Raw genomic sequence first — 25,594 nt, forward strand, 5'->3', positions numbered from 1 at the left:
AGGCCATGGTTCAGTCCCAGGAGTCTGAGCCGTAGTTGACCCCGGATGGCATGGCGCCGGTGTCGGGGTCCCACAGGGAGGTGATCTCGGCTGTGGGTTGCCTCTGGCGGGGTGTGCTGTCGGGGTCGAGCAGGTGTTGGATGTCGGTGACGATGGCGGGCATCAGTTTCAGCAGGCGGAACTCTTCGCGGAGTTTGCGTCGGACGTCGCGTTCGGGTTGTGCGGAGGTGCTCATGGAGAAGGCGAGCGGGGCCGTGACTTTCGCCTTGTAGAGGTCCGCGACGTCGTAGACGAAGGCGTGTTGTGTGCCGCTGTGGACGAAGCCGAGCGCTGGTGAGCAGCCCAGGGCCAGGATCACCGCGTGGACCACTCCGTACAGGCAGGCGCTGGCTGATGACAGGGCCAGGTTGACGGGGTCCTGGGTGTCCCAGGCGTCGGGGTCGTAGTTGCGGCGGAATTTGCCGGTGCGGTACTTGTGTGCCAGGAGTCGGTAGAGGGTTTTCATCCGCTGGCCTTCCATGCCGCGGAGCTGTGCCAGGGTGGTGCCCTCGGGGACGGACTCGCCGAACCGACGTTCGTACATGCGTATAGCTACCTGTAGCCGCTTGTCGTCGTCGGCCCAGCAGCGGACCTGCTTTTCCAGCCAGGTGGTGGTCAGGGAGGTGGGGGTGATGCCGGCGTAGCAGCGTACGGCGCCGGAGCCGACGCAGACGATGGTGGTGCCGTGTCGGGCGAGGGTGGACATGGCGCGGTGGGTGATCGAGGTGCCGGGGCCGAGGAGGAGGCAGCTGATGGCGGCGGTGGGCAGGTAGACGCGTTCGGTGCCTTTGGGGGTGTCGACCTGGGCGAGGACTCCGGTGTCGTCTTGGACGATGCGGACGATGTCGGCGTACAGGAAGCTGAGGGAGTCCGCGACGCGGGGCAGCATGGCCAGGGTCGGGGCGGCGAGTCGCCGTCGTGCGTTGGGTGTCATCGAGTCGGGGCGAGGCTGAGCAGTCCGCAGCCGAAGGAGCGTCCGCGGCCGATTCCGGACAGGATGGCCGCGCGTGTCTGGTCGGGGTCGGCGATCACCGCTTGGCCTTCGAAGAGGGTGATGGCGTGGCGTACGGGGGTCGCGCGGCCGATCGCGGCGGGTTGTGGCTGGGCGTGCAGGTGGCGTAGGTGCAGGCCGTTGGCGTCGGCCTTGCGCTGCCACCACTGTTCGGCGTGCTGGCCGGACAGTGCGACGACCTTGCCGGCGTTGTCGCCTTTCCAGGCGCGTTTGGAGGCGTTGGCGGCGATCCGGTAGTGCACGGCCATCCCGCTGGTCAGGGCTTTGAGGAGCGGGAGGATGTCGCGGGTCTGGACGTTTCCGTAGCCGTCGGGCAGCCGGCTGGGGTCGGGTGGCATGGTGGTCTGGATCAGTAGTGCCGGGCCGGTGGTGGTGTGGTCGAGCCGGAAGAGCACACCTGCCTGGTGGCGTGGTTGATCGCCCAGGTCGTCGGGGAGCAGCGACATCACGCGGCGGTGTATGGCGGTGATGTCGCGTAGGTCGCGTCGTGCCGCCGGGTGTCGGAGGTCGGGTGCGATCCGGGTCAGCCAGGCGGTCACGTTCCGGCTCCTTGCAGATAAGCGTCGAGGGCGTCCAGGTAGTCGATTCCGGTGCCGGCGCAGAGGTCGGCCGGCAGGGTGCGGGGGGTGACGTGGACCTGGCGGGGGAGGTAGCGCCGCCGGTTCGGGTGCAGGTCCACGGGTACGTCGTTGAGGGTCATCCGGTGTGCGGCGCCGTCGCTGCTCGGTGCCTCGGTCACGAAGTCGACCGTGACCGTGGCGTCGTCGCCAGCGGGGCGACGCCGGTGCAGCGGGAGGTGGTCCAGGTGGTCGACCGCGTCGCTGGTCGGGCCGGTCAGCACGAAGGGGTGCTCGACGGGGCAGGAGCGGCGTCCGAGGTAGGGGGCCCAGACGGGTGTCGTCAGCGCCTTGTGTGCTCGCTCGATGAGGTCGTCGGGTCCGGTGACTGCCACGGTGAACACCGCATCTGCCAGGTAGAACCGGCGCGAGACGATCGTCGCGGCACCGGATGGCCGTCGTTTACCTTCGGCGGTCGGCACGGTCCGGTCGGCGGGGAGGCCGCCGCCGACGGTGTGGAAGTCGTACATGAGCGTGCCGGGCCGGTCGACGCGGACCGTGAAGCCCATCGCCGTGAAGTCGTGGAGGGACTCGCCGCGGCGTCGTCCCAGGGCTGCGGCGATGAGGCCGATCATCGCCGACCGGGTCGGGACTTTGGTGGTGTCCCGGACGCTGAAGGTGCTGTGGTCCCCCCAGGATTGCATCGGCCCGGCCAGCCGCAGCAGCAGACCGGTCACCGCGTCCTCGCGTGTTCGACGGCGGCGGCGATCAGGCTGTCGAAGCTCTGGCGGGCGTCGCCGAGTTCCTCCAGGCCCTTGTCGTCGATCGTGGCGTGCCCGTGGAAGATGAGGCCCTGGTCGCCGAGGAGTCGGTGGATCCGTCCGGCGTAGTCGGCGAGCCGCTGGCGCGACGGTTCGGCGTAGCCGCTGTCCAGGGGCGCGCGTACCGGGGTTTCGAAGGCGCTGGCCAGGGAGACCGGCCGGTCGGCCCGGACCGTGATGTAGGCCAGGTCGGGAACGGTGAAGGGTGCGGTGGAGTTTTTCTTGGCCTGCGGCATGGCGGTGATGAACGCCGACAGGAACGCCGTGGTGAGCTCGACCGCTGTGGTGTGGTCGCCGAGGTTGTTGGTGAGGTCGTCGAGGTTGACGCTGGCGTACCGGTAGAACGTGCCGGTGCTGAACTCGGCGCTGTTCATGTGTCCGCTGCCGGTCTGGTCGGCGTCGGCTTTGAGGTCGTCCACGGCGGTGAAGAAGTCGACCTGCGGGTCGGTGGCGTGGGTGGTGAAGGCGTGGGCGACCTGGACCGCGCCGTCGACGTTGGTGCCGGGCAACTCGGCCAGCATCCGCCCGAACAGGTTGATCACGTCGTTGCGTCGACCCATCGCCTCGCGGACGCCGTCGGCGGGCAGGGGCGCCTCGCCCTTCTTGAGCTTGACCGTTCCCGACTGCAGACCGGTGAGCCGCTCGCGCTGCTGAACGCAGATGTCGGCCAGTTCGTCGAAGGCCCGCTCGGGCAGGTAGAACAGCACCTGCGCCTCGCCGGTCTCCTTGTCGACCTTGAAGCCGTCGGCCTTGACCGCGATCGTGGCGAGCGTGGCCATGACCTGCGCTGCCGCGTAGGTCGCCAGCTCAGGCTCCCAGCCTTGCTTGACCAGGCGGCCCTGGATGGCCTGGGGCAGCCGTCGGGTGCGCTTGGCCGTGTCGCCGGTGGAGGTTTCGACCTCCTGCCGCACGGCGCGTTTCCAGCACTGGCTGGACACCCGGGTACGGTCGGCGTAACCGAAACGTACCGATTTGGGTGAGCCCAGGTCGTCGCGGTTGAGGTTGGCGTACGGGATCGTCTGCAGCAGGTGGATCTCGACGTAACGGGCGGTCATGCTGATTCCTCCAGGCTCTGGTGGTGCTTCTCGGCACGGCGGTCGGCGTCGTGCAGGATGCGGTAGTACGACTGGAGCCACTGTTTGGCGACCCGGTCGCGGCGGTACCGCCACTGGCAGAGATCGTCGAGGAGTTGTCCCCAGCTCACCGGGACCTCGACCACGCCCAGATGCCGCACGACCCCTGCAAGTTGCTGGTACACGCCCGGGTGGCCCTGCCGGACCAGCAGGTGAAGCCGCTTCTCGGCGGTTGCCCGGTTCATCGCCCGGCGGCCCTTGCCCGGTCGGCACACCGCCCAGGCCAGGGATGCCCCCAGGTTGGGCCGGATGGTCGGCTCACCGTCGGCGCCCGGCACGGTCGCTTCCTCGACGGCCCCCTCCTCAGGCACCTCCCCGCTCGTACCGGCGTCCGGCCGGTCACGGGTGGCCGCCGCGATCATCGCCGCCACGGCGTAATAGGCGTACTCACGATCCCTGGACACCTCAGCCGGGAGCAGTGGCGCCACGACGGCATGCATCGTGTACGCCTGCTCAGGAGGACGACGCAGGCCGCGACGCAGAGCCGCCCGCCGGCCGCGATCACGCCGACACTGCTCCGCGACCCGCCCGACGAACCAGTCGGAATGCCTCTGTGCGATATCCGCAGACGTCACGGGGTAGATCCCTTCTTCGCCGGAGTGGGAGCGGACAGCAGCCGGTGCGCTGTCTGCACGGCCCGAACCATCCGAGGTGGGCTGGCCTCCCCGTCCGCGGCATAGTCGATAGCCTCATGCCCGAGCCGAGCGAAGGCCCGGCCACCCTCGGTGAACCGGCCCTCCCGGACGCACTCCCAGAACATCGCCTCCGCCCGCGCCCAGTAGTACGCCTCGCCCGCCCGCGCCCACGGACCATCCCGGTCCTTGACATTGGCCACGTCCCGCCACGCCTGCCGCAACGCCGTACCCATCCGTCGACCGATCCTCTCGGCCGACCGGGTCAGCATGGCCACCCCGTTCGCCGTCACCGGATCGCGTTCCCGCAGCCAACCCAGCACCGGTGGGGTCACCGCGGTGAACCACTGCCGGTCCTTGGCCTGCCCGTCCTGGTCGAACCCGTACGCCCGCACCCGACCACCCAAACCGAGGTCGGCCGCAGCGATCATGATGTGCGGACGGTGGGTCGTGACCTCCGTGTTGCCGCCCAACAGGGCGTCGACGTCACGCCACAGCGCCCGGGAGCCGTCGGCCGGAAGCTGGTACCAGCCGCCCTCCTTGTTCTGCCGACGCACCACGTACGGGTCGACCTGCTCCGGGCTGGGAAGCCGCCACGCCCACGTGACGTAGGCGTCGGTCACGGCTTTACCCGTAGCGTCGGGAACCAGCAGCACCGCATGCCGGGCCCGGCCCGTCAATGCACCGCACGGCCACGACGCCGACCACGGCACACCGAGCGGATCCGGCAGCTCATCACGCTCCCAGGGACACAGGTCGGGCCCCTCGTCCTGCCCCGACGACCGCGGCGCAACGCCCACGACCAGCGACTCGAACAGGTTCTCCCCGAGCGGGTGGTATGACATGGCGCCCCGCAACGGGCCGGCGTTGCTGTTGGCGAACTTCTGTCCGCCCACCTCACGGCTGCTACACCGACCCGACGCGCCGTAGTACAACTGCGCAATCAAGTACCAGGCCGCCTCACCGGCCGCCACAGCCACCGCACCAGCATCCGTGTGGTGACCGAACCACACCTGCGTGTTGCCGGCCGGCCGGTCGAACACCAGTTTGTTCACCCCCGACGACTTGGGACACTCCACAGCCAGCCGAGGATCCTGCATCCACGGACGGACGGGATCGAACAGGTCAAACCGCCCCTGGTACCTCGCGAAATAGGCGTCCACATCAGCCGCAACGAACGCCCTACGATCCAGCACCTGCTCCTGGCGCTCCCGCCACCGCGGCCCACCCACAGCATCCAGCCCGGTCACCCGAGCAGCGATCGCGTACAGGATCCGCCACAACCCCGACGCCGCCGGCGGCACCGGCAGCACCAGATCATCGAACTCCGCCGCCCGTACGAACAACTCTCGGAGCCCGACCAGCACAGACTCACCTCCGGCCACCACCGGTATCCACGGCCGATCAACCAGATCGAACGATTTCGTCATCAGATGACACTCCCTGAGAACAGGCCGGCCTGAGGCTGCCGAACCAACAGCTCGACGCACAGCCTCGTGTCGGATGGATGACCGAAGCGGAGCTACGACGCTCCCCCAGTCGACAGCACCTCAAGACCGAGCTCGTGGTCGAGGCGGGCCATCCTGCCACCCCACACGGCGGGTTCCGGGCCGGCCGCTTGGAGGGGCAACCACAGTGGTCGTAGATCCTTGAGCCAACTGTTGTCACCCCAACTCGCCGGCAAGTCCCGGGGCGGGTCATATCCCTTCAAGAGGCCCGCACGTACCGGGAGCGTCTCTTGCAGGATCGCCCGTACCTCGCTCTGCCGGAACCGACCGCCAGCGCCGGAGCCACGCTGCGGCAGCGGCGTGCGCCGGTTCGGGTCCAACCACTGCTGACCGTCGGCGTCGAGGTAACAGCACAGGACACGGTCGGAGTCTGCTCCCAAGCGCGTGGTCGCCAGCCACTCCGGGGTGTCGTTGTGGCTCAACACCGCCAGGTCGGCCACCTCCGCCGGGTCAGGAATGACGCCAAGCTCGGCCGCTCCCCGCACCGCCATCCCCTGAGCCCGGTACTCGTCATACTCCGCGCCCAACACCGGGTCGTCGCTGATCAATCCCGGCACATAGACCGCCTCCACATGCTCCTGCACGGACTGCGGCACGGCGATGCTGTCGATTCCCGCCAGGCGAAGGTGCGTTGCCCGCAGCAGGTAGCGGGCATACACGTCCCCCCACGCTGGTGGACGGACGTGCTCATCTCCGGACGTGCCGCCCCTCGGGTCGAGTACCACCACCCGCGGCCGCTCAGCCCACGACGGCCTCGTCCGACGGTGACGCTGACACCGGCCCGCCCGCTGCAACAGCTGCGCCATCGGTGCAAGATCCGTCACCAACAAGTCAAGATCCAGATCGAGCGACTGTTCGATCACCTGGGTCGCGACCACGATCACCGGAACCGACCGGTCACCGTCCCTGCCCAGCCGGCCAGTGATCTCGGCGGTGATCTCCTCCCGGCGACGCGCCGGGAACCGGGAATGCAGTAACAGAACGTCCACCCCGGCCGGCGCCCAGTCACGAACGAGGCGATAGGTCTGCTGGGCATCGTTGACCGTATTGCACACCACCGCGGCGCAGCCACCACCCTGCACTACCGGCGCCAACACCTGCCGCACAACGGCCCGGCGGTCCATCGGGTCGACTTCCGGTCCCGACAGGTGACGGACCGGACGCACGTCGAGCTGAAACCGCATCCTCCTGCCCGCCACGACCCGCTCGCGCGAAGCAGGTGAGATCGTGACCGCACCCCTGTCCATAGCCGGCACGAACATCCAACCCGGATACGGCACCGACACCTGGGTCGGCTCCGCCCCAGCACCCTCCTGATAGGCCTGCACGAGAGCCGACGCCTGCGACGACGGCAACGTCGCCGACAGCAACACGACGGGACATCCGTACCGGCCCAGCCAGCTCATCAGCCGCCGCAGCAGAGCAGTCATGTACTCGTCATAGGCGTGCGCCTCATCGACGATGAACACCTTCCCGGACAGGCCGAGCAACCGCAACGCGTTGTGCTTCGTGGTCAGGGCCGCCAACAGCGCCTGGTCGACCGTACCCACCGCCATCGGAGCCAACAGCCCACGCTTACGGCCACGCAACCAATCCGGAGCCACCACATCCCGGGCCGGGTCGTCCGACAACACCCCGACGTGCTCCCCCACCCCCGCAACTGCTCGTGCTTCATACTCGGCGTTCAGCCACGACATGCTGTGCAACAGCGTCACCGGAGCCGGTCCGTCGGCGAGCTTGACAGCGAACTTCCGGACCCGGCGATACATCTCGTCGGAAGTCGCCATCGTCGGCAAAGCGAAGAAGAAGCCACTCGCCCCGCAGACCTCGGCCAACCTGCGAGCCGTCACCAGCCCAGCTTCGGTCTTACCATCCCCCGTCGCCGCCGTCACGACCAACAGCCCCGGACCATTCACCACCGGCAACAACTCGTCGATAAGCGACCGTTGCAGCGCGTTCGGAGGATGCGGAAACAAGTCCTCGAAGCCAGCCGCACGGTACGACGGTGCCACCAGCCCCGCCTCGTCGACCAGAGCCGTAGCCGGTCCTGCCAAGGCCGACAGATATGCCGCGGCAGACTCCACCGTCATCGACCGCGGCACACGCGACAGCTGCTCACGCAGGAAGTGCTCCTGGCTGGCCAACCAGTCCGCCAAAATCACCAACCCCGTGACCAGGACACATGCCGCAGCATCCACCGCCGCAGGTGGCTGCGGTGAACCCACCGCGCCATAGACCACCCCCACCAGGGCCTCACGCTGCCTGGCCCAGGCTCCCCCACCCAGTTGCAGACGACCGCCGTGAGGGCCGCTGCTCTGCTGGAAACGCCCATGGTGACCACCGGCGATCTGCGCCACCCGATACGCCACACGACTACTGGCCCGCCGACCCAACTGCGGGTACCCGAAAGCGCCGAGAAGCTCCGGCAGCGCCAACTGACCAGCGATGTCATGCCCCAACCAGCAGTCGCCAGACACATCCTCATATGAGCCACCACGGCGTAGCGCGGCGAACGCGCGCTCGTCCTGCTTCTGGAAACTGGGACTCGCCTTACCGACATCATGCAACCCGGCCCAGAACATGATCAACGACCTGGCATGCCCCTCATCGACGGCCAGACCCTCCGCGATGATCCTGCGCTGGTTTGGAGCCAGGTACCGACTCCACAAGACACCAGCAACCGCAGCCGTATCCATCAAGTGCCACAGCAGCGGATACGGCATCGGAAGACCCTTAGACTTCCCCCAAAGCCCGGCATCGATCCACATCTGATCGACACTCACCTCGATGCCCCCCACCACACCCCCGACAACAACGGCAACCGCATGCAACCACAGCCATACGACACTCCAAGCCGACCCACCAAAAACTGCACCCAGGCCCGATAAACCCGCAGGTCGCGAAGTGTCCTCCCCACGCACGTGGGGGTGTTCCGCTGCCCGAGATGGTCTGCGCGGCCAGCGGCGAGTCCTCCCCACGCACGTGGGGGTGTTCCGGATCTGCCCGCCGGGGCCGTGGTTGAGACGTTGTCCTCCCCACGCACGTGGGGGTGTTCCGGATCTCGGGTTCTCCACCACGGCGATGATCCGGTCCTCCCCACGCACGTGGGGGTGTTCCGTTCCGGCGTGCCCGCACCGCCGACGGTGAGGAGTCCTCCCCACGCACGTGGGGGTGTTCCGTCCTCGATGGCCCGCTCCGACGGCGGTTTGACGTCCTCCCCACGCACGTGGGGGTGTTCCGCCGAGCCGGGTCGAGACGTCGCCCCCGTTCGGGTCCTCCCCACGCACGTGGGGGTGTTCCGCGGGCACCCTGTCGGTGGAGCGGCAGGCCACCGTCCTCCCCACGCACGTGGGGGTGTTCCGCCGAACGATCCGGAGGTGGACGGGCCCCGGCGGTCCTCCCCACGCACGTGGGGGTGTTCCGCAGCCCCGATGGCGACACTGGTACCGGTTGCGGTCCTCCCCACGCACGTGGGGGTGTTCCGACGCCGGTCGACTCGATCTGGAGTCGCCAGTAGTCCTCCCCACGCACGTGGGGGTGTTCCGGAGTCGACCGCCGCCCGAGCGGCCCCGGTGTTGTCCTCCCCACGCACGTGGGGGTGTTCCGTCGCCTGTCCACACGGCCAGGCCGACCATCAGGTCCTCCCCACGCACGTGGGGGTGTTCCGGCCGTCAAGGTCAGCGCCAACGGGCAGGCCAAGTCCTCCCCACGCACGTGGGGGTGTTCCGGCGACCGGCCAGCCCTGCTGATCCTCCTGTCCGTCCTCCCCACGCACGTGGGGGTGTTCCGCTCGCCAGCCTCGGCGTGCTGCTCGTGGTCTAGTCCTCCCCACGCACGTGGGGGTGTTCCGGCATCGCCAGCTCCGGGGAGTGGGGCGCGATCGTCCTCCCCACGCACGTGGGGGTGTTCCGCCGCACAGTCACCCGTGGGATTTCGCCTCGCAGTCCTCCCCACGCACGTGGGGGTGTTCCGGCTGCCGCACTGGATGCCCGCGCTGATGCGGAGTCCTCCCCACGCACGTGGGGGTGTTCCGTCGTCCGACCAGGATCCACCCGCCGGGGTGAGGTCCTCCCCACGCACGTGGGGGTGTTCCGCCATCCGTTGCGGCGGCAGTTGGCGTAGGTGGGTCCTCCCCACGCACGTGGGGGTGTTCCGCCGCTGTGGTGTCGTGTCGTGCGCCCGTTCCAGTCCTCCCCACGCACGTGGGGGTGTTCCGGCCGGACCGAACCAACGGCGCGGCAGGCCGGCGTCCTCCCCACGCACGTGGGGGTGTTCCGCCGATGACCACCCCACCGTCCCCGCCGGCCGCGTCCTCCCCACGCACGTGGGGGTGTTCCGCTGACCGTGTCGGGCCTGACCGCCGACACGCAGTCCTCCCCACGCACGTGGGGGTGTTCCGTTCATTCAGGACCTCATTCAGACCCACAACGAGTCCTCCCCACGCACGTGGGGGTGTTCCGTCGTGGGCCGCGCTGGGCGCTCGGGCGCAGTGGTCCTCCCCACGCACGTGGGGGTGTTCCGCTCGTCTCGCAGGGCCTCGATCCGCTGCTGCGTCCTCCCCACGCACGTGGGGGTGTTCCGGGCAACGCCCGGCAGGTCGGTGACCTGGAGGCGTCCTCCCCACGCACGTGGGGGTGTTCCGCTCGTCGGGATCGCACGGCAGCCGGAGGACAAGTCCTCCCCACGCACGTGGGGGTGTTCCGCCCACTGCCACAGCGCCAGCTCACGCTCCCTGGTCCTCCCCACGCACGTGGGGGTGTTCCGCTGCTCCTGGAGATGATCGACGGGTTCCCGTTGTCCTCCCCACGCACGTGGGGGTGTTCCGCTGCCAGCACCCTCGCGAGTGGAACGCCGACGGTCCTCCCCACGCACGTGGGGGTGTTCCGGCGGCGGAGATGCTCGACTCCACCAGCAACGCGTCCTCCCCACGCACGTGGGGGTGTTCCGGGTTAGATCCACTTCGGATTCGGGCCTGATCAGTCCTCCCCACGCACGTGGGGGTGTTCCGCCAGCCCCGGAGCCGGAGCCGGAGCCGGTGGCGTCCTCCCCACGCACGTGGGGGTGTTCCGCAGCTCTACCAGGACACCCTGGGGCCGTGGTGGTCCTCCCCACGCACGTGGGGGTGTTCCGGCGCAGAAGATCATGACCGCTACGCACACCGAGTCCTCCCCACGCACGTGGGGGTGTTCCGCTGGAACAGGGCCACCGCGAGCCCAAGCTCACGTCCTCCCCACGCACGTGGGGGTGTTCCGCCGCCGCCGTACGTCCTGGTGTACGTGGCGGTGTCCTCCCCACGCACGTGGGGGTGTTCCGCAGATCGCGATCATGGCCGTGATCGCGCTGGCGTCCTCCCCACGCACGTGGGGGTGTTCCGCCATTAGCCGCCCAGCTCGACGGGATCTCCTCGTCCTCCCCACGCACGTGGGGGTGTTCCGTCGTTGCCCGTCAGGGCGGCGTGCGGACTGACGTCCTCCCCACGCACGTGGGGGTGTTCCGCCGGCCAGGGATGACAGCGTCGAGCGCCAGCGGTCCTCCCCACGCACGTGGGGGTGTTCCGGACCCACCGTGCCCCTGCACGCCGGCGTCACCGTCCTCCCCACGCACGTGGGGGTGTTCCGGACCCACCGTGCCCCTGCACGCCGGCGTCACCGTCCTCCCCACGCACGTGGGGGTGTTCCGACATCGGACCTGATGACTCTTTCAGTACAGCAGTCCTCCCCACGCACGTGGGGGTGTTCCGTCGGTGACCCCGGAGATCACATCTCCGGCAGTGTCCTCCCCACGCACGTGGGGGTGTTCCGCTGCTGGTGGCGCTCGCCCCACTGGGTGCGGTGTCCTCCCCACGCACGTGGGGGTGTTCCGTGGGCCGCCGCCCAGGCGTTGCGCAACGCGGTGTCCTCCCCACGCACGTGGGGGTGTTCCGGCAAGCGCATTCCCGCTCGACCTGGCGGTGGGGTCCTCCCCACGCACGTGGGGGTGTTCCGGACGGACTCTGCCTACCAGGTGGAGGCGGTGGGTCCTCCCCACGCACGTGGGGGTGTTCCGGATGAGACCGGCCTCCGGCTGGTCGCGCCTCGGTCCTCCCCACGCACGTGGGGGTGTTCCGCACGCGGCCGTCTCCCGCGACGGACGCTGGGTGTCCTTTCCACGCACGTGGGGGTGTTCCGAAGCCGGCCCGGCCAGCGGACCCCGGTGTCACGTCCTCCCCACGCACGTGGGGGTGTTCCGTCGAAGGCGACGGCCACCCCCCTGGAAGCGGCGTCCTCCCCACGCACGTGGGGGTGTTCCGGGTTGGAAGGGTTCTCTATAACTTTTCCTACGGTCCTCCCCACGCACGTGGGGGTGTTCCGCCCTGGGAGGGCCGGTCGGCTCGCCACCAGTCGTCCTCCCCACGCACGTGGGGGTGTTCCACAACTACTCTGCCGAGTGGGATCGCAGCGGCAGTCCTCCCCACGCACATGGGGGTGTTCCGGCCGGCGCGAAGGGCCTGGAGATCGGCGGCCGTCCTCCCCCACGCACGTGGGGGTGTTCCGCCGGTGCCGAGGGCGACACCGAACCCGCCGGCGTCCTCCCCACGCACGTGGGGGTGTTCCGTGGGCGTGCCGCCGCGCTGACCTGGACTACGAGTCCTCCCCACGCACGTGGGGGTGTTCCGTACCTAGCCGACCTCGCCGACCGCTCTGAGCGGTCCTCCCCACGCACGTGGGGGTGTTCCGATCGCGCCGAGCAGGGTGCGCGGGTCGAACGCGTCCTCCCCACGCACGTGGGGATGTTCCGCGATCCTGGCGCGCGCCGGAAGGCGACGCTAAGTCCTCCCCACGCACGTGGGGGTGTTCCGGCGCTGGTCGAGCAGCTCCGTAAGGAGCAGGGGTCCTCCCCACGCACGTGGGGGTGTTCCGGCCAGGGCCGCCAGCACGGCGCACACGGCGACGTCCTCCCCACGCACGTGGGGTGTTCCGATGAACGACGGGACGAGGGCGTCATTGGCGCGGTCCTCCCCACGCACGTGGGGGTGTTCCGACGTACTACATCGGGGGGTCAAGACCCATCTGGCCTGCGAGCAAGGCCGTAACCTGATGGCCCTGGTAGTGACCGCCGGACAGCGCGGCGACAGCCCACAGTCCATCCCCGTGCTGGCCAAGATCCGCGTCACCCGAGCCGGTGGCGGCCGGCCACGGACCCGCGCCGACACAGTGCTGGCCGACAGACAAGGCGTACACGTTCAAGGCCAAACGAGCCCACCTGCGATCCCGGGCATCCGCGCGTGCATCCCGAGCAAGGCGGACCAGGACGCACACCGCAAAGCCAAAGGGTCCAAAGGCGGACGACCGCCCGCCTTCGACCCACGTCTACCGCCTACGTCACGCCGTGGAGTGCCGCATCAACCAGCTGAAACCACACCGCGCCATGGCCACCAGGTACGACGCACTCGCCGTGCGCTACGAAGCCACCCTCACCATCACCGCCATCAACCAATGGCTCCGAGCCCTACGAAACACCGCCTCGTCCACATCGGTTGGAGTGATCCACACGCCTGCGGGCATGTAGTCGAAGGCGGTCAGCCCGTCCACCACCAGCCAGCGGCGGTCCGCGCCGGTCAGGCATTCCGGCGCAGCACCCCGATCGAGAGCCACTACACGATCGGGGGCGCGAGTGGACCGCCGACCCACTCTCGACCCGCGTCTGCCGGCGGGAGTTCGCGCAACCCGCATGTCAGGCCTGCCCCCGCCTGGGGGCATCGCCCCCTTCCTGCCAGTGAGCTGCGGACTCATGGACGACAACACCAAGGCGCTCGCCATTATCGCTGGTCAACTCGGTAGGGGGCGGCTCGTTAGTTCTGCAGGTCTGGCGGCGCGGGGTCGCTTGCGCTGTCCCGCGCGGTCTTCTCGACTTGCAGGAACTCGTGGATGACTCGCGCGAGGCTCTTCCTCGTCCTAGGGGTCAGTTCGTCGAAGGATCTGGCCATCACCCTTGCCTGTCGGCTGGTCGTTTCGGGTTCGTCGTCGCCGAGTAGGTAGCCGGCGGGCACGTTGAAGAACTCGGCGAGTGCGCGCAGGGTCGTGGCTTTGGGGTTGATGCGGGCGGATCGTAGGAGGTTGCGGATGCCTTCGGTGGTGATCTTGTGCCCCCGGGCGGTCAGGGCGCGGGAGACTTCGGCTTCGGTGTAGGGCGGTCGGTCTTCGTCGCGGGCTTCGAACAGCTCGCGGAGACGGGTTTGGATCAGTCGTGAGGTGACGTCTTCTGCCGTCTCAGCAGGCGATTCGCTCACAAGACCCCCCAACTCTGCTTCAAGGTTGACGAACTGTGGTTGACGATGACGTGGGTCCGTGCTTAGCTCTCGGTATCGCTTCATCAACTGTGGTTCGGCTTCATCGAACTTAAGTTGGTTGCAGCGTAGCGGATCGGGACGCCAGACGCGACCGGTGCCCCGATGCGTGGGCGACGACTGTCAGAGGGGGACACGTCGTCGCCGTGGGTGCCCGTGTCCTCCACCCGCCGGGCTTGGCGGGAGCCCCGCCTGAGCTGGTCGGCGTCACGAGACGCTGCCGCTGCCGCGACGCCTTCGAAGGAGGCGACGGGCGGGGACGGGAGGGCCGGAGCGCCAGCTCACCATGCCGTCCTTCCTCCCCGTGAGGGCGTGCACGGTGGGCGGGACCCGGCTGGCGAGGTGGGGGCTTCCCCGCCGGGTCCCTTCTCTCGAACACGTCGTGGCGTTTCTGCACTCGGTCGACGACGGCGGTGCCCCGTCTGGTCGACCGCCGCGCCGCGGCCGGCCGGAGGGCGCAGACGAGGAGTCGGGGCAGAGATGAAGCGACGTCGGGCGGACCGATCGGCGACGGCCAGGGGTGCCTGGCGCGTCAACACCGCTCTCGCGCTCGCGTCCCGCCGGCAGCGGTCACGCCGCAACCCATCACTGCGAAAAGTGGGGTCCACACATGCATGCAGATCAGTCCCGTCAGGTTCGCGGGAGGGCACCGGCTGCCCCGGTGCCCCTTTTCCGGCGTGGTGAGCGTGGCCGGCGTCGTGATCGGCAGACCGTGCGCCGACCTCGCCGGGGCAGGTGGTCGCGGTGAGCGCGGCGACACGCCGCCCGGCGGGGCAGGTGTACCGAGTGCCGGTGCGGGGTCGGGTCGCCCGGCCGGCGGGGATCGATCCGGTGACGGAGCTGTGTCGTACCGCTGACGCGGTGCGCGCACACCTGGAACGCGTGGTGCTGCAAAAAACGGGGATGACCTGGACGACTTACGACGTGCTGCTGCTCGTCTGCGCCCGTCGAGTGATCGAGCCCCCGCACATCGCGTCGTTGGCGGGAGTCGCGCGGTCGACGTTGACCAGCGCCCTCGCCGCGCTGACCGATCAGGGTCTGGTGCTGCGCGAGTTGCACGAGCATGACCAGCGGCGGGTGGTGGTGCGACCCACTGCCGCGGGAACGGCGCTCGCGGACATGACGCGGCGCCAGATCGAGGCTCGACTGGCGCAGATGTTCACCGCTGCCGGGATGCCCCGGCACGACGACTTCGCCGCCGCCCTTGCCACCCTGGCCAGCCTGGCCAACGCCAGGGGCGGTGGTGCGGGCGTGGAGGCGATCCGGTGAGCGGCGGGATCGGCACCGCGCGGGGCGTGGCCCTGAGCGTCGGCGCCGTCCTCGGCCCGGGTGTCCTGGTGCTGCCGGCGATCGCGGTGCGCGTCGCGGGACTCGCGTCGTTGGTGGCGTGGGCGGCGCTGCTGTGTGTGTCCGCGCTGATCGCGACGTACTTCGCGGCCCTCGGCGCCCGCTACCCCGACGCCGGTGGCGCCGCCGCGTTCACCCGGCGTGCCTTCGGCGCCCGGGCCGCCGCCGTGGTCGGGTGCTGGCTGTACGCCGCGGTGCCAACGGGGGTGGTCGCCGGCGGCATCGCGGGTGCCCGCTACACGACCGCCGCGCTCGGTGCGTCTGCGGCGGTGACAGGCATGACGGCCGCGGCGCTGCTCGGTGTCGTGTACGCGGCGAACCTCGTGGGGCTGCGCCTGTCGGCGCGGCTGCAACTGGGGTTGACCGGTGTGCTGATCGCGATGCTGGTCGCGGTGCTGACCGTGGCCGGGCCGCACGTGGACCCGCACCGGATCACCCCGTTCGCGCCGCACGGCGTCGCCGGCGTCGGCAGCGCGGTGGCGGTGTTGTTCGTGGCGATCTGCGGCTGGGAGGCCACCGCCAACCTGTCCGCCGAGTTCACCCACCCCAACCAGGTGCGGCGGGCCGCACGCGCGAGCCTGACCGTCGTCGCCGTGCTCTACACCGGGCTGGCCGTGTGCACGGCCGGGGTCCTGGGCGACGACGCGGGCGACACCACAGTGCCACTGATGCGTCTGCTCGCCCCCGCCAACCAGACATGGGCGGCGACGATCATCGCCATGGCAGCCGTGCTGTTCACCGTGGCAGCCAGCGTCACCTTCGTCGCCGCCGGCGCCCACGCCGGCATGTCACCGGCCCGCCACCACGTCCTCCCCGCCGTTCTCGCCGTGACCGGCCGCGACGCAGAGCCCCGACGCCACGTCCTGGTCCAGGCCACCGCCGCCACGGCCGTCGCCGTGGTCGCCGCCGCAGCGCCGCACACCATCACGGTCGAGACACTCATGCGCGTCTTCGCCGCGCTGCTCGCCTGCGTCACCCTGGTCGGACTCGCCGCAGCGGTACGCCTACTCCCCGAACCCCGTCAGCGGGCCTGCGCCGCGGTGGCAGCACTCGCCGTCGCCGTCGTCGCCGCCCTCAGCGCAGCGTTTCTCCTGGCCCCCGCCGCGGTTGCCGTCGTCGCGCTCGCTCGATGCCGCCCTGCCCCGCCGACCACGGGCCCACCCTCGACTACAGGACGCGGCCCACGGCCCGACATCCGCGACGGCTCGCACGGCGACCCGGTGGTGGCGCTGGGCAGGATCCGATGACCAACCATCTGCCAGCCGTGGCCACGACCCGCTCCGCCACCGTGGTGGCGGCTCCCGGCTGGCGGCTGGGCGTGCTGTACGGCCCGGCCGTGTACGGGGTCAGCGCCGCCGCCGTGGCGCTGCCCGACGCCGCCTGGCACCTGCACGCCAGCGCGGCAGCCCTGGCCTGGACCCTGACCGCCTACGCCGCAGGCGTGGGCGTCGGCGCGGTCACCGCCAGCCGCCTCATCGACAGCAGAGGCAGCCGCCCCGTCCTTGTCATCGCCGCGATCCTCCTGACCTGCGGGGCCGCGATGTGCGCCGCCGCTCCTACCCTCGCCACCGTGGTGACCAGCCGCGTCCTGCTGGCCGTCGGCTCGGGGGCGGTCATCGCCACCGCCCTCACCCACACCGCGCAGCTACCCGCCAACAGCCGTCCCACCGCGTTGGCAGCCTTCGGCGCCTGCCTCGCCGGTTTCTCCGCCACCGCCCCGCTCGCCGGCGCGCTGGCGGCACACTGGTCATGGCGCGCCCCGCTGGCCCTCCCCGCGCTGTCACTGGCCGCGGTCCCCCTCTGCTGGCCCCTCACCACCCATACGCCACGACGGGCACCGGTCGACTGGCCCGCCACCGGCCTACTCGCCACCGCCGCCGCCGGACTGCTCCTGACCGTGCAGACCACCGCCCACCAGGCAGACCCGCGAACGATCATCATCACCGCGGCCACGACGGGAACCGCTATCGCGGGCCTGGCGCTACGTCAACGCTCGCACCCCGACGCGCTACTGAGCCGCACGATCCTGTCCGCCCGATGGTTCTGGCGTGCCGCGACCACCGGCGCCGGCATGTACGCGGGCCTGTTCGCCGTCGTCTACGCCGCACCCCACCTACTCAGCCGCCTCGGCCACGACACGATGGACATCGGGCTGCTCCTCCTGCCCGCCGCCGCCACCGGCGCCACGCTGGCCTGGGCAGCCGCCCGCGCCACCCGCCACCGATCCCCCAGCGGCATGCTGACAGCGGCGGGCCTGCTCCTGGCCACGGCGCTCTGCTACACCGCGTGGGACCCGAGGACCTGGCCGGTCATCGCCGCCAGCACGGTCGCCCTCACCGCATCAGCCGTGACCCAGACCCTGCTCACCACCCAGACGGCAGCGCACGCCCCGGCCGACAACCGCAGCGGCGCAATCGGCATGCTCGCCCTGGCCATGTTCCTCGGCGGAGGTTGCGGCGCCGCCCTGTGCGCCGCGCTGTGGCAGACCACGACGCCGAGCACAGCCCTGGCAGCTGTCGCCGCACTCCCGATGACCGGTGCCGCCACGGCCTGGTCGCGCAGACGACACCACGGGCAGCTCCGATGATCACCAACTCTCCGGTCGAGGCATCCACGTAGTCACCACGCGCGTGACCACGGGAGGCACGACAAGGATCCACCTCCCCAGGACGCATAGATCACAGTCAAGCGTGAAGATCAACGACCGACACCCCTGACGGGCGACCACCGCCCTGCCGCCCAGAGCCCTGCCACCCGACCGCGCAATTGCCCTGGGGCTTCCTGTGGACGGGGTAGAAACCTCTCGAGATCAAGGATCAACCGCATCAATTGCAGTCCCGCGCCCGACAAAGCACTGTTGGACGACCCGCCATTCGGGCATAGTGGACACTGTTCCGGGGGCGACATCAACCTACATGCGGCAACACCTGAAGCTAGGACAAAGGGGCTGGCATGAACAGATTGAACAGGTCGACCGTCTATCGTGTTGCGACGGCCGTGACACTTGTCGCCGGTGCAATAGTGATCGTTTATGAGGTGTTCACCTGCCACCCGGCTCGCAACGAGGCGGCTATGATCCGGCTGTATGAGGCTGATCCTCTGCTGGCCGTCGCGTCACACGACGGCCAACTCCTCGGGGAGGACGTCAAGAGCTACACCTGCGACAATGGACACGGGGGCAGTCCGACGAATCCGGCCTTCGTTGAGGTTACCCGGCTGTACCAGACACCCGTCGTCTACGGCGCACACCAACTACGGCAGCGCTTCGACCAACCGGCGGCAGCGGCGGGCTGGCGCATGGTCTCACATCGAGAAGACCTGAACTATCCGTTTGTCTTCTACTGCAAACAAGTTGGTGGGCGGGCCGCTTACGCCTCCGTGTCCTCGACGGCACGTACGGTGTATCTCCCAGATGCCCCAGCGAGCTCCGGCATCAAGGTGGTCCTTACCGCCGATGCCAAAGACGGCACGACGTGCGGCATCGACCTGGGCGGCCGGTGAATCGCAGGGCTACCCCGAAGGGCTGGGTAACGCCGGTCGTACTGTCAGCGCTTACCAGACAGCAGTAAACATCCTTTCAGCGGCGACACGAAGCGGTCCGCGATCCGCATGCCCGGACCCGCAGGCAACACGGTCCTGAGCCCGTCAAGCGACGCGTTCTCCGCAGGAGTCGGGTCTGCTGCACCGATATGGTGGCATTACAGCCTTGAGTGATCAGATTGTGCCAGGTTCGAGTGTCAGCCCGGCGTTAGCGAGGAAGCCGTCGAGCAGGTCGGTGCGGTACTGAATGCTCTTGAGTCGGTTTTTGATGATCGCGACGAGATGGTCGATGCTGGTCACGGCGTGGTTGCCGATGCGGCGTTTCAGGTGGCACCACACTGCCTCGATGGGGTTCAGGTCCGGGCAAGTTGAGCGGCGGCGAGGGCGAGGGTGTGTGGGTCTGGTCTCAGGGCCGGGGCGGGTTCGTGGGTGTCGTGGTGGCAGCTCGGGGAGGGACCCTGGGGTGTGAGGGGGTAGGAGTTCAGCCATTTCCAGTCGTTGGCCACGGTTCTGCCGGCGGCCCGCTGACGCATGTTGAAGCGGGCGAGGGCACAGCTTTCCCGGTGCTGGTCAGTGATGGACACGCCGGCGGTGTTGAAGCTGTGCAGCACCGCTTCGTGCAGGGTGAGCAGCGCTCTGTCGGCGCGTAGCCGGTCGTGGTCGGGTAGGCCGAGACCGTCGATGACGGCCGGTAGTTGGTGGTAGCGGTCGGGGTCGGCGAGGTTGCGGGTGGCGATCTCGCTGATCATGAAGGTGCCGCTGAAGGGTGCGGGGAACCGTAGTCCGCCGAGGTGCAGGCTCATGTTGCTGATGGCCGGTACGGCGGGCCAGCGCAGTGCGAGGTCAGCCAGCCAGGGGTGACGGGGGTGGTGGATTGGCACCTGGCGGATACGCCGGTGGTCGGGGTGTAGCAGGTGGAGTCGTCGGTCGGCGGTGGCGACGATCCAGGGCAGGAGGTCGAAGGCGCCGCGGTGCGTGGGACCGTGCCAGCCGAGGTGGCGGGTCAGCGCGGTCAGGGTCAGGTTGGCGGGGTCGCCGATGACGCCGCCGTCGGTGTGCCAGGCCGCGTAGCGGGCCAGTTGCGGGCTGATGATGCGCAGCGGGGCCGGAGCGGTTGCGGTGGCGGGGGCCAGGACGGTGAGCACCGACCGGACGCGTCCGTTGTTGGTGGCCTCGTCGAGGTGGGCTGTGAGTTCCTGTCGCAGCGCGGGCAGGGTGGTGGTGTGGCGGCGGTCGCGGATGATGAGGCTCGACCAGCGTGCCCGGCCGATGCAGCGGCCGGCGTTGCGCCAGGCGACCCGCGCCCCGTAGGTCAGCTCGTCGAAGGTGGGCTGCCAGGTTCCGGTGACGGCGATCTCGGCGCTGACTTGTCGCCACCGTGCGGTGAACCCGGGCGTGCCTGACTCGTCGTGCCACTGGCGCAGGAACTGGCGCGCGTGAAGGGTTATCTCCTGGTGGGCGTCGGCGTTGTGGGACGCGGGTGCTGTGGTGGTCATCGGATGTCGGCCGTGGTGTGGTGAAGGTCGTGGTCGCCGAAGATGGTGGTGTCGCGGCTGCGTAGCAGGTACGGGGTGCCGGGTGTGCCACCGGTTCCGGCGGGTTCGGTGCCGAGCATCCGTACCGCGAGGCGGTAGTGGGTGCGTCGCCACTGGAGCAGCGCTGCGGTGAAGGCGCGCATGCCGTCGCGCAGGGTGGGGGCCTCGGTGAGGATGTTCCGGTCGGCGCGGATGGCGGTCAACGCGTCGTCGAGGCTGATCTGCCCGTCGCGGATGCGGGTTTGCACGTCAGGCACGGACAGATATGCCGCCGAGTGCAGGCGTGGCGGGTCGGGTGTGCGGCACAGCGATTCGACCAGCTTGAAGGCGCGGGACTGGATGGCGCTGGCGCCGTCGGTGTAGGCCCGGAAGCGCTGGAAGGCCTGTGGCTGCATCGTGGCCAGCATCGACCATAGGGGCGCGGTCTCCTGTAGCAGTGACGCCGCGGTGGTGAGCTGGATGCCGGCCAGGGGTAGGCGGTTCTCGCCGACGGCGGTGACGGCGCAGGTGAGGTCGACGGCGAGCAGACCGAGGGTCACCTCGAAGGCTTGCAGGGTGCGCAGGAACAGCCATTCGTCGTGGACGGTCGACACCGGCAGCAGGGTGATGCGCAGCATCAGTCGCTCTGCCGGGGTGCGGTCGATACAGGTCATGGTGACCAGTCGGCGGGCCAGCGCCACCGGGTCGTTGACGTCGCGCAGGGGGAAGCTGAGTCGGTGCAGGGCGGGACTCGCGGCGCGCATCGCGTGCCGTAGGCGTTTACCCACCAGCGGTGGGGTCGGGCGTAGGTGGCTCATCGGTGTGCCGGCGCTGTCGAGGGCCCGCAGTTCGACGGCGGCCAGGTCGGCCAGCAGCAGCACGTGGAGTCGGTCACGGCGGGCCAGCAACTTCTCCGCCATGGCGGTGTCGCTGTCGGGGTCGGGGATCGGCAGTAGGCACAGGCCCAGGTAGGTGCGGTAGTCGAAGCGGTGGTCGACCTTGTCGAGTGCGACGGTCAGGAAGTCGGTCAGCTGCTGGTGGGGACCGCGCACGCTCGGCAGCCGCTCCCGCGTGCGTTGCAGCAGCGTCGTCCAGTCCCGCGGCACGAACTGCTTGCCGTAATGCTGATAGGCGTCGACGACCCGGTCGTAGGGGAACCGGCGCGCGGCGGGTGTGCGGCGGGCCAACCAGTCCTGCAGCGGTGCGGGGTTCATCAGATCCCTCCCGATCTGGTGTGGTGGTGGCGCCGGTAGGCGGCGATGGCCTCACACACGGCGTCGACGTCCTCATCCGTGCTGTAGGCGTGCACGGCCAGGCGCAACACGCCGGCGCGGGGGGCGGTGATGACACCGCGATCGCCAAGCCAGGCCGCCAGCGCCTCGGCCTGGGGATCGACCAGCGCAAGGTGCGCGCCTTGCGCCTCGGGTGGGGTCGCGATCCGCACGACCTCGCCGAGCCCGCTCAGACGCCGCGCGGCCGTGGCGATCAGCCGCTGAGTGTGACGGCGTACCTGTTCCAGGTCGATGTCGCCGACCAGCGACAGACCGGCGACCGCGGCGTACACCGCGGCAGCGCACGGGGTGCCCGTCTCGTAGCGGCGGGCGTGTGACGGCGAGTCCAGAACCGTAGCGTTCAGGGCGTGCGGATCGGCGCGGCCGAGCCAACCGGTGAGGGCCGGCATCGGCCCGTCCGGGTGCCTGGCGTAGAGAAACGCCAACCCCGGCAACCCCAACAAGTACTTGCCGGCGCCGGCAACGAGGTAGTCGCAGCGCAGCGCGTCGACGTTCAGCGGCATCACGCCCGCAGCTTGATAGGCGTCGACGAACACCTGCGCGCCGACGTCGTGGGCGGCCTTGGCGATGCGCGGCACGTCGAGACCGATCGCGTCGCGGTAGGTCACGGCCGGCACCGACACCAGGCCCGTGCGCGCGGTGATGTGCGGCAGGTAGTCACTGGTGCGCACACCGCCGCCGGGCGGGCCGGTCCACCGCACCCGCGCCGCGGGCTGGTTCAACCAGGTGTGGGCGATGCCCGGGAACTCCGCCGGCGTGGCCACCACGTCTCGGCGTCGCCGCCACCGCCGCCTCGACACTGCCTGGTGTGCCGCGATACTGGCGTTCGGCAGGACCGCGACCTGGTCGACGTCGGCGCCGATGAGCCGCGCGAACATCCCGCGAGCCCGCTCCACCTGCTGTTCGCACGCCTGCCAGAAGCCGGGCCGGGACAGGTCTTCCATCATCCACGACAGCGCCTGCTCCACATCCGAGCTACGGGGAGCGATGCTGCACACCGCGAGGTGCGTCTGCGCCACCGAGGTGACCAACCGCTGCCGTACCGCATGCAGGGACGGCACGGGATCGTGCAGGACCGACGCGCTCACCGCCGCTCCTCGCTGGGGCACGTACCGGAGGAGCACGCCCGCGTCGCCGCCGTCCGCGCCTCCCACAGAGTCGGGAACCTGCGGTGGCTGATCAACGCCGGCAGGCTGTCGACCGGGGTGCCACCCGTGCCCCGCACTCCGTGACCGATGACGCGGGTGGCGACGCTGTAATGCTCGACGCGCCACAACGCGATCCGCTCGTCAAGATCGACCAACGCCTCGGCGAGCCGGTACAGCGGATCCGACGGCTGACCACGATACACATCGACCACCGTGATTCGATGCGAGGACAACAGTCGGCTGTAGGCGATGTCCAACTCCGTAGTCGCCGCACGCAGTAGCCGCCAGCCAGGCGACTCGAATCCTGACCCGTTGCCCAACGTCCTGCGAATGACCGCGAAGTGCGCCGGCGGCAGCGACCGCAGGATACGCAGATGCTCGGTGATCAGCCGCAGCGCCTCCGCCGCTCGGTCGATCAGCAACTCTGCCGCAGCGGGCTGCCCCGCCCCTAGGTGCGCCAGGGCGCGGGACAGGTGAGAACGAGTCAGCTTCAGCCACAACTCCGTGCTCTGATGCGCGATCTGGAACAGCAACTCGTCCGGGTGAACCCACTGCGCCGGCTCCTTCTGCAGACGCAGCAGCTCATCCGTGCGCATGTACCGGGCATAGTCGGTGACGCCGGAGCCCGGTAGCACCGCAGGAAGGGAGGACGTGACCATGACAAACCTCCAGGCAGGGATAGTCGGAAAAGGGGGGCCGCCGCGCCGCCAGGCGCATAGTGCGTTCAGGGCGGAAGACGCCGCGGCGCGAAGCGCCGGCGATCATCCCGCCGGGCGGGGCGGTCCCGCCGGTCGCAACGTGGCACCGGGAACCATGCGGTAGACGGCCGCGTCGTACGTGGCGCCCGTCGCGCCGGCAACTGAATCGACGTAGAAGCAGGCGCGGCCCAACACCCAGGTAGGTCGGTGCCCGGCCCGTTGGCCTGCTGCACCTGGCGGAGCCTCTCGTACATGACTCGGCCTGTCCCAGAAGCGTCGACTTCGGCGAGCACGGTCATCACCGCCCCGCGAGGAAGCCTGCCGACCGTCACCACGGATGACAGACCAGCGGATCGACCGCCCAGGGTCCCGCGAGGAAGGTGCTTGCCCGGCGGCAAGCACCTTGACGCCAACATGCCATCGAGCCCGACAGCCGCCAGAGCCCTGGCGCTCAGACGCCGTGAAAAGTCCACATCAATCATCGAAAGCACCTACTCAGACGCGGGTCATCAGCCCGCTAGCGCGATATGCGGCGGGCCGAATTCGGCTGGATCGACTAGTGGCAACCTGCGCCAGGATCGACATACCAATTCAGCACAGCCGGGTCCCGCGTGTCGATGAATGCTGCCGGTGCCGGCAACATTTCCCGCCAACTGCTCTACCCGGCCAGATGCCGCGGTGCGCGTTCTGAGCAGGCATTTTTCCTGTCGGCCGGACGAACTCGGCCATCCCTGGCTGCCGGTACATGAACGCCGGCGCGTGACGCCCCTTCGGCAAGCCGCCGACCAATCAACAAGATCCAACTGTTCGGTGAACGGGCGATGGGTATTCCCGGCAGTGGGTGGGCGCGTCCGCCGCGTCGAACACGCGTGCGCATCCCGGAACCGCGACCCTCGGCTGCTCGTTCGCGCCGCGTGCCAGCAGCCACACATCCTCGATGACCAGAGCCGTCGGTCGCATGACTACCCGTCGCCGCCGGGTCCCGGATACGCCAGTGCGGCAGTCGTGTTGCGCGGAGTGGTGGACGGCGGCGGTGGTTAGCGGCGGAACGCCACCGCGCCGCGCATCGGTGAGGGGATCGACGCGGCGACGAAAGGATCGGGATCGCTGAGCTCGGGTCGCCAGCGGTCCACCGGCACGAGGCCAGGCTCGATCATCTCAAAGTCGCTGAACAGAGCGGTGATCTGCTCGTCGGTGCGGAAACGTATGTCCGTGGCGGCGTGCGTGCGGTAGACATCGGCTGCCTGTTGCACGGTGGACTCGCCCCAGCGGTCGGACACGTCGACGCCCACGTGACTGATGACCAGGGCGCTGCCCGGCACGAGCAGATCCCGGATGGGGGCGATCACGCCGTCGATCTGATCGTCGGGGATCAGTTGCAGCACGGAGCAGTAGAGGACCACGACCGGCTCGTCGAGATTGATGATCGACGCGAGATCACTGTCGGCGAGGACGTCGAGGATGAGGTCCGGGCGAGTGAAGTCGCCTTCGATCGCCCGGCAGTGCAGGTTGCCGTCGAGGATCTGGTTCGACGCCACCACCGCGACGGGGTCGATGTCGACGTAGAGGACGCGGATCTCAGGATTGACGGCTTGGGCGATCTCGTGGACGTTGCCCTGGGTGGGGATGCCGGAGCCGAGGTCGAGGAACTGCCGCATGCCCGCCTGGGCGAGTGTGTGTACGGCGCGGCGCAGGAACAGCCGGTTGGACAGGGCGATGTTGGCCGCGGCGGGCACCTTGCTCAGGACGTCTCGCGCCGCGCGTCGGTCGGCCTCGAAGTTCTGCTTGCCGCCGAGGAGGTAGTCGTACATTCGCGCGACGGTGGCTCGGGGACGTGGAGTATCGGGCGTGTCTGTCCGCTGGTTGGTCACCGCTTCTCCCACCGGCCGTTGACGATCGTCTTGGTCGGGCAGCCTAACCGACTGCCGTCTTCTGTGATGGCCCCGCACAGTACGCAGGCGTGTACACAGCGATAGATACCGCTACACTCTGACCTTCGAATCGACGCTGATCACAATGTCGGGAGG

General features: G+C 69.4%; 18 protein-coding genes, 1 pseudogene and 1 CRISPR repeat array. Of the genes and pseudogenes, 5 read left to right on the forward strand and 14 right to left on the reverse strand.

All coding sequences use genetic code 11. The annotated features are described in order from the left end of the window. Window positions 1–10: 10 nt before the first annotated feature. The 7 genes from cas1e to cas3 all read right to left on the reverse strand — a co-directional run bounded on the left by cas1e (window position 11) and on the right by cas3 (window position 8,470). A complete protein-coding gene (cas1e, locus tag ACIQG9_RS26415; RefSeq protein ID WP_400407476.1) occupies window positions 11–973 on the reverse strand; it encodes a type I-E CRISPR-associated endonuclease Cas1e in 963 nt (320 codons plus the stop codon). Further along, window positions 970–1,590, reverse strand: a complete 621-nt coding sequence (locus ACIQG9_RS26420) for a type I-E CRISPR-associated protein Cas6/Cse3/CasE (protein ID WP_400407478.1) — start codon at window positions 1,588–1,590, stop codon at window positions 970–972. The genes cas1e and ACIQG9_RS26420 overlap by 4 nt, the downstream gene beginning before the upstream one ends. Next, the gene (gene cas5e, locus ACIQG9_RS26425) at window positions 1,587–2,345 is read right to left on the reverse strand and encodes a type I-E CRISPR-associated protein Cas5/CasD (protein WP_400407480.1); all 759 of its coding nucleotides are present in this window, start codon (window positions 2,343–2,345) and stop codon (window positions 1,587–1,589) included. The genes ACIQG9_RS26420 and cas5e overlap by 4 nt, the downstream gene beginning before the upstream one ends. Then, a complete protein-coding gene (cas7e, locus tag ACIQG9_RS26430; RefSeq protein ID WP_400407482.1) occupies window positions 2,342–3,484 on the reverse strand; it encodes a type I-E CRISPR-associated protein Cas7/Cse4/CasC in 1,143 nt (380 codons plus the stop codon). Before cas7e ends, cas5e begins: the two co-directional genes overlap by 4 nt. Next, complete coding sequence (casB, locus tag ACIQG9_RS26435) at window positions 3,481–4,137, reverse strand: type I-E CRISPR-associated protein Cse2/CasB (protein WP_400407484.1); 657 nt, start codon at window positions 4,135–4,137, stop codon at window positions 3,481–3,483. The genes cas7e and casB overlap by 4 nt, the downstream gene beginning before the upstream one ends. Then, window positions 4,134–5,624: a type I-E CRISPR-associated protein Cse1/CasA gene (gene casA / locus ACIQG9_RS26440; protein WP_400407543.1), complete on the reverse strand. Its 1,491-nt coding sequence runs from the start codon at window positions 5,622–5,624 to the stop codon at window positions 4,134–4,136. The genes casB and casA overlap by 4 nt, the downstream gene beginning before the upstream one ends. 92 nt (window positions 5,625–5,716) lie before the next feature. Beyond that, complete coding sequence (cas3, locus tag ACIQG9_RS26445) at window positions 5,717–8,470, reverse strand: CRISPR-associated helicase Cas3' (protein WP_400407545.1); 2,754 nt, start codon at window positions 8,468–8,470, stop codon at window positions 5,717–5,719. Between the two features lie 138 nt (window positions 8,471–8,608). Next, window positions 8,609–12,722: direct repeats of the CRISPR family, unit length 29 nt; unit sequence GTCCTCCCCACGCACGTGGGGGTGTTCCG. Window positions 12,723–12,742: 20 nt separating this feature from the next. Here cas3 and ACIQG9_RS26450 point away from each other — a divergent pair. After that, window positions 12,743–13,250 (forward strand): annotated as a pseudogene (locus ACIQG9_RS26450) (transposase); the annotation flags it as partial. A gap of 283 nt (window positions 13,251–13,533) precedes the next feature. Here ACIQG9_RS26450 and ACIQG9_RS26455 read toward each other — a convergent pair. After that, on the reverse strand, window positions 13,534–13,971 hold the full coding sequence (locus tag ACIQG9_RS26455; protein WP_400407486.1) for a hypothetical protein: 438 nt from the start codon (window positions 13,969–13,971) through the stop codon (window positions 13,534–13,536). A gap of 918 nt (window positions 13,972–14,889) precedes the next feature. Here ACIQG9_RS26455 and ACIQG9_RS26460 point away from each other — a divergent pair. The 4 genes from ACIQG9_RS26460 to ACIQG9_RS26475 all read left to right on the forward strand — a co-directional run bounded on the left by ACIQG9_RS26460 (window position 14,890) and on the right by ACIQG9_RS26475 (window position 18,876). Continuing rightward, window positions 14,890–15,297: a MarR family winged helix-turn-helix transcriptional regulator gene (locus ACIQG9_RS26460; RefSeq protein ID WP_400407488.1), complete on the forward strand. Its 408-nt coding sequence runs from the start codon at window positions 14,890–14,892 to the stop codon at window positions 15,295–15,297. Next, window positions 15,294–16,622, forward strand: coding sequence for an APC family permease (locus ACIQG9_RS26465; protein WP_400407490.1), 1,329 nt, complete (start codon window positions 15,294–15,296; stop codon window positions 16,620–16,622). Before ACIQG9_RS26460 ends, ACIQG9_RS26465 begins: the two co-directional genes overlap by 4 nt. Then, window positions 16,619–17,962 (forward strand): MFS transporter, encoded by a 1,344-nt coding sequence (locus tag ACIQG9_RS26470; protein ID WP_400407492.1) that lies wholly within the window; start codon window positions 16,619–16,621, stop codon window positions 17,960–17,962. The genes ACIQG9_RS26465 and ACIQG9_RS26470 overlap by 4 nt, the downstream gene beginning before the upstream one ends. Window positions 17,963–18,327: 365 nt before the next feature. Then, complete coding sequence (locus tag ACIQG9_RS26475; protein ID WP_400407494.1) at window positions 18,328–18,876, forward strand: hypothetical protein; 549 nt, start codon at window positions 18,328–18,330, stop codon at window positions 18,874–18,876. Window positions 18,877–19,089: 213 nt separating this feature from the next. On the opposite strand, the gene ACIQG9_RS26480 is transcribed toward ACIQG9_RS26475, so the two are convergent. From ACIQG9_RS26480 to ACIQG9_RS26505, 6 genes are all read right to left on the reverse strand, one after another. After that, window positions 19,090–19,215: a hypothetical protein gene (locus ACIQG9_RS26480; RefSeq protein WP_400407496.1), complete on the reverse strand. Its 126-nt coding sequence runs from the start codon at window positions 19,213–19,215 to the stop codon at window positions 19,090–19,092. Window positions 19,216–19,268: 53 nt separating this feature from the next. Continuing rightward, window positions 19,269–20,411 (reverse strand): nitric oxide synthase oxygenase, encoded by a 1,143-nt coding sequence (locus tag ACIQG9_RS26485; RefSeq protein WP_400407498.1) that lies wholly within the window; start codon window positions 20,409–20,411, stop codon window positions 19,269–19,271. Beyond that, on the reverse strand, window positions 20,408–21,643 hold the full coding sequence (locus ACIQG9_RS26490) for a tryptophan 2,3-dioxygenase family protein (RefSeq protein WP_400407500.1): 1,236 nt from the start codon (window positions 21,641–21,643) through the stop codon (window positions 20,408–20,410). Before ACIQG9_RS26490 ends, ACIQG9_RS26485 begins: the two co-directional genes overlap by 4 nt. Beyond that, a complete protein-coding gene (locus tag ACIQG9_RS26495) occupies window positions 21,643–22,809 on the reverse strand; it encodes an aminotransferase class V-fold PLP-dependent enzyme (RefSeq protein WP_400407503.1) in 1,167 nt (388 codons plus the stop codon). Before ACIQG9_RS26495 ends, ACIQG9_RS26490 begins: the two co-directional genes overlap by 1 nt. Continuing rightward, a complete protein-coding gene (locus ACIQG9_RS26500; protein WP_400407505.1) occupies window positions 22,806–23,528 on the reverse strand; it encodes a tryptophan 2,3-dioxygenase family protein in 723 nt (240 codons plus the stop codon). The genes ACIQG9_RS26495 and ACIQG9_RS26500 overlap by 4 nt, the downstream gene beginning before the upstream one ends. A 1,076-nt stretch (window positions 23,529–24,604) precedes the next feature. Next, a complete protein-coding gene (locus ACIQG9_RS26505) occupies window positions 24,605–25,378 on the reverse strand; it encodes an SAM-dependent methyltransferase (protein WP_400407507.1) in 774 nt (257 codons plus the stop codon). Window positions 25,379–25,594: the final 216 nt, after the last annotated feature.

The sequence above is a fragment of the Micromonospora sp. NPDC092111 genome (genome assembly GCF_044755745.1).
Classification (GTDB): domain Bacteria; phylum Actinomycetota; class Actinomycetes; order Mycobacteriales; family Micromonosporaceae; genus Micromonospora.